The organism is Streptococcus infantis (genome assembly GCF_047460405.1).
In the GTDB taxonomy this organism is placed as follows: domain Bacteria; phylum Bacillota; class Bacilli; order Lactobacillales; family Streptococcaceae; genus Streptococcus; species Streptococcus infantis_Q.
Genome location: NZ_JASHGH010000019.1, coordinates 35,992 through 44,354 on the forward strand (window position 1 = coordinate 35,992; position 8,363 = coordinate 44,354).

Sequence of the window (8,363 nt, forward strand, 5' to 3'; positions counted from 1 at the left end):
TTTCTATTTATTAAAGCACTCTTTAACCGTTAGCTCTGCCTTCTAGTTTCTCACTGAGCTTTTGCATGTCTTTAAAAGCTGTTAGACTAACATAAGCACCCGCTTCATAGTATTCAGTTGGGTTTATGGCATAGTCAAAGCCTTCAATCATGCCTCCAGCTTCTTCAATCATGCCATTCCACTTTTCATCAAAGACCATTCGTAGACGTTTCCAATCAGTAAATACTGGAACAGAATTTCGTCCATCTTTTCCTTCTCTGGTCGGAATATTAAAGCTTGCATCTTTTTCCAAGACAAAGGAGTTACCTTCTTGCCCATTTTCTGGGAATCCTGATTCCGCATCCAGTGGCAGCAAGAACTTTGCTTTAGGCATAGCCATAGAGAAGAACTTGTAGTAAAGCCCATAAACTAGTTCTTGCTCTTCTGTCGTCGGACTATCCAGTTGCCCCATCAACAACATCCATCTTACTAGGTCAGGATTCATTACAGGAACTTGTATTTCTGGCAAATTAGAATAATCTGGTTTTTGGACTAAGGCTGAAGCACTGATGCTGACTTCCTTGGAATTAAAGATTGCTCCCAAGGCACCATTTAAGTAAAAGGCTGTTTCAAGGAAATTCTCAATCCCTTTTTTGTCTTCCCTATTTTCAATCAGTTTTACGACAGAGTTTGGTCGACTATCAATGGTTTCCTTGAATTGGCGATACCAAGATGGCGTCAAAAGCATAATCATGGGATCAGTACACAGATAGCCCTCTTCTCCCCTGTCATAGGTCGTTGAGAAAAGATAGGGTTCGCCTGTTTTTTCTGAATAAACTGCATAAACTGCATCTGCTTCTAAAAGCTTATCTTTAACGATTTCCGCTAGACGTTCCAACTTGCGAGTGTTGGCTTGATAGCTTTCTTCGCTTTCAGTTTCCTGATTTTGACGGCATTTCCATAAAAAGAGACGTAAAATCTCTACACTGTCATCAAGGCTAGCTGCCAAATAGTCTTCATTCGTCAATTGACCCTCTTGAATGGCTACAAAAGCACGATACAGAGCATCTGAATAGCTTGATAATTTTTGCTCTTCCTCAATACCTGAACTAAAGAGCACACTTCCTTTTTTCAATTTATCCAAAGAAGGAAGCCTATCAACCACTAGATGCGCGAGAACTTCATCAGTAAGACTATCGGCATCTTTGTTTTGACTGCTGAGCTTTTTAACCTCTACAGAGCCGAGAGCTTCCATTCCTTGGTCAGGATTGCAAAACTGCAACTGATCCCCAACCTTGAGAGTCCCTTCTAAACTCCCAACGATCAATAATTGATTCGTTTCCTTCATAGGGAGAAAGTCCAAAACTCCCACACATGCATTGTTTTTAGATTCCTCTCTTTCATTCTGTGCTTCAATTATTTCAGTTGCCTCTGCAGTTTCCGTCTTTTTTAAAAAATCAAAGATTCCCATAACTTTTCCTCATTAACTCCACACAAGGCTAATCCCGTGGAGCACTTTTCTAATGCTTGCTATCAAGCCTGATTAAACCGTATATGCTTACTTCTATTGTATCATATTCCCCTACATTTTGGGACGGTTTCTCAATCCTCATACGATTTCATGGCATCTTCAACTTCAGCTAAACTGATGCCAAATAATTCTAAACGCTTGAGAAGTTGTTTCCCATTGGAATAACCGATACGAAGATTCTCCCCTAGATATTCTCTACGTTTTCGACTATCTGATCCAGCCAAAAATCCCAATCGAATCAAGTCACTACGGCTAATGTCAAAATCACTTTCCGCTTCAAATTGCTCTGTGACTTGTTCCAGCGCTGTTTTCAAGTCTTCATAACTGGCATGTTCGATTCCTAGAGAACGTCCCTTGGTCTTGGACTTAGGAACTGCCTCATCACGTTTGAGAAAGGCGTGTTGCACTGTTGGAATGGTCGTCATAATCAAACGACGAATGCGTTCCCCATTAAAGTCAGGATCTGTAAAGACAATCACCCCATGATGTTGGTGTAGACGTTGGATTCGTTCAAGATCTTGCTCATTGATAGCAGAGCCACGAGTCTCATAGGTCTCCACATCAAAATAACGTTTGAGATTGGCCGTATCATCACGCCCTTCGACTACGATGACTTGGGAAATTTTCTTTTTCATAATTTACTTTCCAGTCCAAAAATTCGTTCCGCATTTGCACTTGTCGCAGCAGCTAATTCTTCTGTTGTCATGCCACGCAAATCTGCAATAAAGTCCACTACATAGCGTGTGTAAGCTGTCTTGTTTTCACGACCACGCTTGGGTACTGGGGCTAAATAAGGCGCATCTGTCTCTACTAAAATCTTATCCAAAGGCAATTCTTTGGCTGCTTCCTGAATGTCTGTCGCTTTTTTAAAGGTCACAACTCCGGAAAATGAAATGGTCATACCTAACTCCACAAACTTTTCAGCCCATTCCAGAGAACCTGAGAAGGAGTGCATGATGCCACCACGGGGACCGACTCCCTCACTTTTGATAATTTCATAGGTATCTTCTAGCGCATCACGGGTATGGACCACAAAAGGCAAGTCCAGTTCCTTAGATAGCTGAATCTGACGACGGAAAACTTGCTCCTGCACTTCTTTAGGGGCTGTCATCCAGTGATAGTCCAAACCAATCTCACCCAAGGCAACCACTTTAGGATGTTTGAGCTTGTCCAACAGGTATTTCTCAACGTCTTCTGTATAAGTCCCTGCTTCTGTCGGATGCCAACCAATCGTCGCATAAAGTTGGTCATATTCTTCCACCAATTCCAAGGCAAGCTCAATAGTCGGTTTGTCAAAACCAACAATATTCATCCGAGTCACACCCATTTCAGCTGCTAAGGCTATTTCTTCTGCTTCTCTTCCTGAAAATTCTTCCACATTCAAGTGGGTATGTGTATCAAAAATCATTTATATTCCCTCGTTTTTTCTACCTTCTATTATACCAAAAAACTAGTCTCATTCTTATAGGAAAAAATATTTTGAAATCATTCATTTTTTCTTGACTGCTTATTTTCATAGCAGTATAATAGCTCTTGTTGAAATTTTCGGAAAAGGAAAGAAAATGTTTACAAAATTAAAATATACCTTTATTGGTCGTCCTCTTAAGTCCTTGACTGAAGGCGAGGGAGGACTACTTGGAAAAACACAGGCACTTGCAATGCTTTCAAGTGATGCCCTATCTTCTATTGCTTATGGACCTGAGCAGGTCGTTCTTGTCTTGGCTAGTCTATCTCCGCTTGCTATTTGGTGGAGTCTCCCTATCGGCATTTTTGTCCTCTTGCTACTTGCTAGTCTAACCATTTCTTACCGACAAATCATTCACGCCTACCCTCAAGGTGGGGGTGCCTACATGGTAACACGAGAAAATCTTTCTCCTGAGCTCGGTTTGATTGCCGGTGGAAGCTTGCTTGTTGACTATATGCTAACAGTAGCCGTATCCGTGGCCGCAGGAGCTGATGCGATCACAGCAGCACTTCCTGCACTCCATCCCTACAATCTCCATATCTCCATTTTTCTAGTATGTTTGCTCATGCTTTTGAATCTGCGTGGCTTGAAGGAATCTGCCAGTTCTCTGATGATCCCTGTCTATCTCTTTATCTTTAGCACGGTCTTCCTCTTATTGTTTGGTATCTTCCAACTATTGACAGGTTCTCTCAGCTATCATGCAACTTCTGCAATTGGTCAAACTGTCCCAAGTCTCTCAATCGTCCTGATTTTAAGAGCCTTCACCAGCGGTTCAGCTTCACTAACAGGGGTTGAAGCTATCTCAAATGCCGTTCCATTTTTCAAAACTCCCAAAGAGAAGAATGCAGCTCAAACACTGACCATCATGTCTCTGATTCTTGGTTTTCTCTTTGCAGGAATTACCTTCCTAAACTACTGGATGGGGATTACACCTCAACACGGAGAAACAATCCTCTCACAAATGGCTAAAGGAATTTTAGGGGATTCAGCTCTCGGTCAGATTGTTTATTATCTCTTCCAATTCTCAACTGCCCTAATCCTAGCCGTAGCTGCAAATACTGGTTTTTCTGCCTTCCCGATGTTGGCATACAATATGGCTAAGAACAAATACATGCCCCATCTCTTTATGGAAAAGGGAGACCGCCTGGGTTATTCAAACGGTATTTTGACCTTAGCCTTTGGCGCTATGATCCTTCTGCTCATTTTCAACGGAAATACAGAACGCTTGATTCCTCTTTATACTATTGGAGTTTTCGTACCTTTCGCACTTTCTCAAACAGGGATGATTCGCCACTGGAAAAAAGAAAAAGGCTCTCATTTCTTAAAATCTGCCTTTGCAAATATCCTAGGTGCCATCATTTGTTATGCCATCGTTCTTATCTTACTCTTCTTCAGACTTGGAGATATCTGGCCCTTCTTCCCAATTATCCTAGTCTTAACCTTCCTCTTTTTGTCCATCCACAGTCATTACCAAAAAGTGGCCAAACAACTTCGACTTTATGAAGGAATTCAAAAGAAAGCCTACGATGGCAATGTCGTCCTTGTCTTAGTAGGAAATGTTACTCGAGTCAGCGTTGGAGCGATTAACTATGCTCAAAGTATTGGAGATGAGGTTTTGGCGATGCACATTTCCACCAAGGAAACTGAGGAAAAAGACCAAGAAATTCTCCACGAATTTGCCGACTATTTCCCAAATATTACCTTAAAGAATATTAATACTAGCTATCGCGATATCATCACACCTACAGTTCGCTATGTTCGAAAAATCTCTCAAGAAGCCAAGAAAAAGAACTACACAGTTACAGTTCTAGTACCCCAATTTATCCCTAACAAACCTTGGCAAAATATCCTACACAATCAAATGAGCCTCAAATTAAAATATGCTCTCAGATGGCACGAAGATGTCGTCGTTGCCAGCTACTCTTATCATTTGAAAGAATAAAGAAAAGGCATTACCAGAATAAGCTTCTGGTAATGCCTTTTTTCTGAATCTAGTCCTAAAATTAGACTTATACTCAATGAAAATCAAAGAGCAAACTAGGAAACTAGCCGCAGGCTGCTCAAAGCACTGCTTTGAGGTTGTAGATGAAACTGACGAAGTCAGCTCAAAACACTGTTTTGAGGTTGTGGATAGAACTGACGAAGTCAGTAACCATACTACCTACGGCAAGGCGACGTTGACGCAGTTTGAAGAGATTTTCGAAGAGTATTAAAATTTTATTGATAACCTTCTTCTATCGAACGTGGTTAGCCAAATCTTCTTGGGCTTTTTTATTTGACTCCGCTTTTTCTTTTTGCCATTTTTCATAAAGTTCTTGATACTGTTTAGCAGTCACTGGTTCCTTTTGCAATTCAAGGTATTTGTAATTATCCGCATCTCCTTTGTGCCCAACAAACGAGAAGGCACCTGTAAACGGAACTGTCTTACGGAAGATAGGATTAGCTCCTCCACTTTGAACTGGTAGGAAGAGGGCACTATCTGTCAACCAAGCTTGAACTTCGGCAAATTTTTCATAACGTGTTTGCGTATTTTCATTCTCTTTATCTGCCGCATCCAACAACTCCTTGTAGGTAGCTAGACCGAGTTTTTCCTTGATATCATTGTCTTTTCCTGGAGTCAAGCCAAGATTTTTCAACTGAGAACCAGAGTCTGGATCCAAGAGGTCAAGATAGGTCTTAGGATCAGAGTAATCTCCGCTCCAACCTGAGATGTCGATGTCATAGTCCTTTTGTTCAGCTGTATCAGCAAAGAAGGTTGCATTGTCTTTCTCATCTGGAGACAATTGAATGATATCAATCACAACATTATCTGAACCAAGCGTTGCTTCAACGGTCTGTTTAAAGGAGCTTGCCTGCTGAACGTCCAACTTAGCAGTTTGGTCTACCAACATGTCCAAGTGGATAGGGAAGGTCACGCCTTCTGCTTGCAAACTATCTTTAGCCTTGGCTTTTTCAGCCTTGGCTTTTTCAGGATCCAAGAAAGCAGCTTGAGCATCATTCAGATTGATATTTGACCACTCTGTACCATAGTTGACCATCTTTTCATTGACAGCATCTCCAAAGTTTTTGCCACCGATTTGAACAAAGTTACTTGGTGTGACTGTGTTTCTAAGGATTCTATCAGCCCCATCTTCTCCATTCGTCTGCGCAGCATAGGCATGACGGTCAAAGGCAAAGTTAATAGCTTGACGGAAGTCTTTATTTTGCATAGCCAGACGAGAATCCGTCTTTTCTTTGTCCGTCTGTTTCATGGTTTGCTTGTAGCTTTGACGATTGACATTGAAGAGATAGTAGAAGGTTATAGCGTTTTGAGGAGTATAAGTAATCTTGTCCTCATTCCCTTTTTTCAGCTGGTCAAAGACTGAGCTTGTTGGGAAGATACGCCCGTCTGTATAGTTGCCTTCCAAGAATCCTCTAGCCAAACTGTCTTGATCTGAACCATCATAGAAGGAAAGTTTTACTTTCTCAATCTTCACATTGTCCTTGTCCCAGTAATTAGGATTCTTTTCAAACTCAATTAAAGATTTTGATGTGAATGATTTAAATAAGTAAGGCCCATTTGACAGGATACTAGATGGAGTTACACTTCCAAATTCATCTCCCTTGGATTTCAAAAAGGCTTCATTGACAGGACTCAAAATTCCCCCAGTTGTCTTAGAATTCCAGTAGGACTCAGGCTTGTTCAAGGTTTATTGGAGAGTATAGTCATCGACTGCCTTGATACCAACAATCTCAAAGTCTGATGATTGCCCCTCAACATAGTCCGCCAAACCTTTGATAGAGTCTTACACCAAGTACAAGTTTTCTGCCTTTTTATCCGCCGCATACTTGAGACCTGTCACAAAGTCATGAGCTGTTACTTCAGCATATTCTTCCCCTTCAGAGGTATGCCACTTGACACCTTGACGGATTTTATAGGTATAGGTCAAACCATCTTTTGATACTGTCCATGATTCAGCCATGGAAGGAACCAGATTGCTATACTTATCATTTTCCAACAGTCCATCAATCAAGTTTGTCGTAATGCTAGACGTCGAGCCACGTGTCGAAGTAATGTAGTCTAGTGTATCTGGATTGCTAGCAAATGGTTTTATCAGATGCATTTGACTGTGTCGAGCTACAAGCTACCATCAAGAAGCTAGCACTTAAAATTCCAGCCCCTAGTAAGAGAGCTTTTGATTTTTTCATAAATATTCTATTATAGAAAAAATAGAAAGCTTATACAAACTATTATTTTAGAGCAAAACAAAAGCCAGTAGACTCGAGTTCCTACTGACTTCTTTGTTGAATTCGTTTGGATTATGCAGCCAAAACTTTGCGTCCTTTACGACGACGAGCTGCCAATACGCGACGACCGTTTTTAGTTGACATACGGTTACGGAATCCGTGTTTGCGCGCACGACGTAGTTTACTTGGTTGATAAGTACGTTTCACGATGAATACCTCCTCATAGATTTTGTATTCGTTTAGCCGGCTATAAAGTGATCAGTTACTAAACATACTTTACTATTCTATCTGATTCTTTCGCATTTGTCAATAGCTCTAAACAAATGTTTCCAGCTTTTTTGCTGAGGAGATAATTTGAAAATCCTTCCAATTTACTTTCGAAATCTATAAAATATCTAATGTACTAGTAATTTACCCAATTGGTACACTCAAAGTTCCAAGTTTTTCCTCTTGAAACCTTCCGCCTGCCTATTAAATGTAAAAGGTGTTTTCTATATTTTCCTTCTGTCACTTCTTGCATTTAAAAAGCAACAACACCGTAGGATGACGATTCTACCGTCTTTTAATTGGCAATAAACAAGATATTTAGTAATAATCCTTTCTAGTTATCATCGATTAAATCTCATTTTTAAAAAAACTAATATGTGTAGTTATCTAAAACCTCTATCTATTCTTCTTAAACAACACAAAAACGCTCTAGACGTAAAAATAGTTGTTATCCTAGTTGATTAAAAAAGTCTCTGATTTCCTCATCTTTTATAAAATAATATATAATTTTCCCCTCTCTTCTAGTATCCAAGATGTTTTGATTGGCTAGTTTACGAAGATGGTGGGAGGCAGATGCCATACTGAGATTTAGTAAACAGGCTATATCACAGACACAGAGTTCTTCAACAGCAAGGAGATAAAAGATGATATTTATCTGTTTATTATCGGTAAACTTTGATAAAATACGAAGTGATTTTTGGACTTTTTCCTTTTCAAGGTAGTTCGTTGCGGTTGTAACATTTTGTTGATTAATAACATCCACTTGACAGATACTATCTTTTTTCATAATTTTTTCTCCTAGCCGAACACAGTCCTTAGCATGTCAAAGCTGTTGTTTTCAATCAGAATATACATCCCCAATCCTAAATAAACAATGGCAATAAACCATCTGCT

Annotated in this window: 7 protein-coding genes and 1 pseudogene; 1 reads left to right on the forward strand and 7 read right to left on the reverse strand. The window is 40.1% G+C overall.

Annotation, left to right across the window (positions count from 1 at the left end; genetic code table 11):
• Nucleotides 1-22: 22 nt before the first annotated feature.
• From QM928_RS08765 to QM928_RS08775, 3 genes are all read right to left on the reverse strand, one after another.
• The gene (locus QM928_RS08765) at nucleotides 23-1,450 is read right to left on the reverse strand and encodes an SseB family protein (protein WP_414295022.1); all 1,428 of its coding nucleotides are present in this window, start codon (nucleotides 1,448-1,450) and stop codon (nucleotides 23-25) included.
• Between the two features lie 131 nt (nucleotides 1,451-1,581).
• Nucleotides 1,582-2,145 (reverse strand): ribonuclease M5, encoded by a 564-nt coding sequence (rnmV, locus tag QM928_RS08770; protein WP_371608422.1) that lies wholly within the window; start codon nucleotides 2,143-2,145, stop codon nucleotides 1,582-1,584.
• Complete coding sequence (locus QM928_RS08775) at nucleotides 2,142-2,918, reverse strand: TatD family hydrolase (protein ID WP_371608421.1); 777 nt, start codon at nucleotides 2,916-2,918, stop codon at nucleotides 2,142-2,144. The genes rnmV and QM928_RS08775 overlap by 4 nt, the downstream gene beginning before the upstream one ends.
• 154 nt (nucleotides 2,919-3,072) lie before the next feature.
• Between QM928_RS08775 and QM928_RS08780 the strand changes: the two genes are divergently transcribed.
• On the forward strand, nucleotides 3,073-4,917 hold the full coding sequence (locus tag QM928_RS08780; protein WP_075232266.1) for an APC family permease: 1,845 nt from the start codon (nucleotides 3,073-3,075) through the stop codon (nucleotides 4,915-4,917).
• Between the two features lie 292 nt (nucleotides 4,918-5,209).
• On the opposite strand, the pseudogene QM928_RS08785 reads toward QM928_RS08780, so the two are convergent.
• The 4 genes and pseudogenes from QM928_RS08785 to QM928_RS08800 all read right to left on the reverse strand — a co-directional run.
• Nucleotides 5,210-7,163 (reverse strand): annotated as a pseudogene (locus tag QM928_RS08785) (peptide ABC transporter substrate-binding protein).
• Nucleotides 7,164-7,274: 111 nt separating this feature from the next.
• Entirely contained in the window at nucleotides 7,275-7,409 is a 135-nt protein-coding gene (rpmH, locus tag QM928_RS08790; RefSeq protein ID WP_000831905.1) for a 50S ribosomal protein L34, read from the reverse strand.
• 508 nt (nucleotides 7,410-7,917) lie between these two features.
• Nucleotides 7,918-8,256 (reverse strand): Cd(II)/Zn(II)-sensing metalloregulatory transcriptional regulator CadX, encoded by a 339-nt coding sequence (cadX, locus tag QM928_RS08795; protein ID WP_000711078.1) that lies wholly within the window; start codon nucleotides 8,254-8,256, stop codon nucleotides 7,918-7,920.
• Between the two features lie 11 nt (nucleotides 8,257-8,267).
• On the reverse strand, nucleotides 8,268-8,363 hold a 96-nt coding region (locus QM928_RS08800), incomplete at its 5' end, for a cadmium resistance transporter (protein WP_414295023.1).

Bases quoted from the DNA above. Each gene is read 5' to 3' on its own strand.
- QM928_RS08765 (WP_414295022.1), bottom strand. From the start codon at position 1,450: ATGGGAATCTTTGATTTTTTAAAAAAGACGGAAACTGCAGAGGCAACT.
- QM928_RS08780 (WP_075232266.1), top strand. From the start codon at position 3,073: ATGTTTACAAAATTAAAATATACCTTTATTGGTCGTCCTCTTAAGTCC.
- cadX (WP_000711078.1), bottom strand. From the start codon at position 8,256: ATGAAAAAAGATAGTATCTGTCAAGTGGATGTTATTAATCAACAAAAT.
- QM928_RS08775 (WP_371608421.1), bottom strand. From the start codon at position 2,918: ATGATTTTTGATACACATACCCACTTGAATGTGGAAGAATTTTCAGGA.
- rnmV (WP_371608422.1), bottom strand. From the start codon at position 2,145: ATGAAAAAGAAAATTTCCCAAGTCATCGTAGTCGAAGGGCGTGATGAT.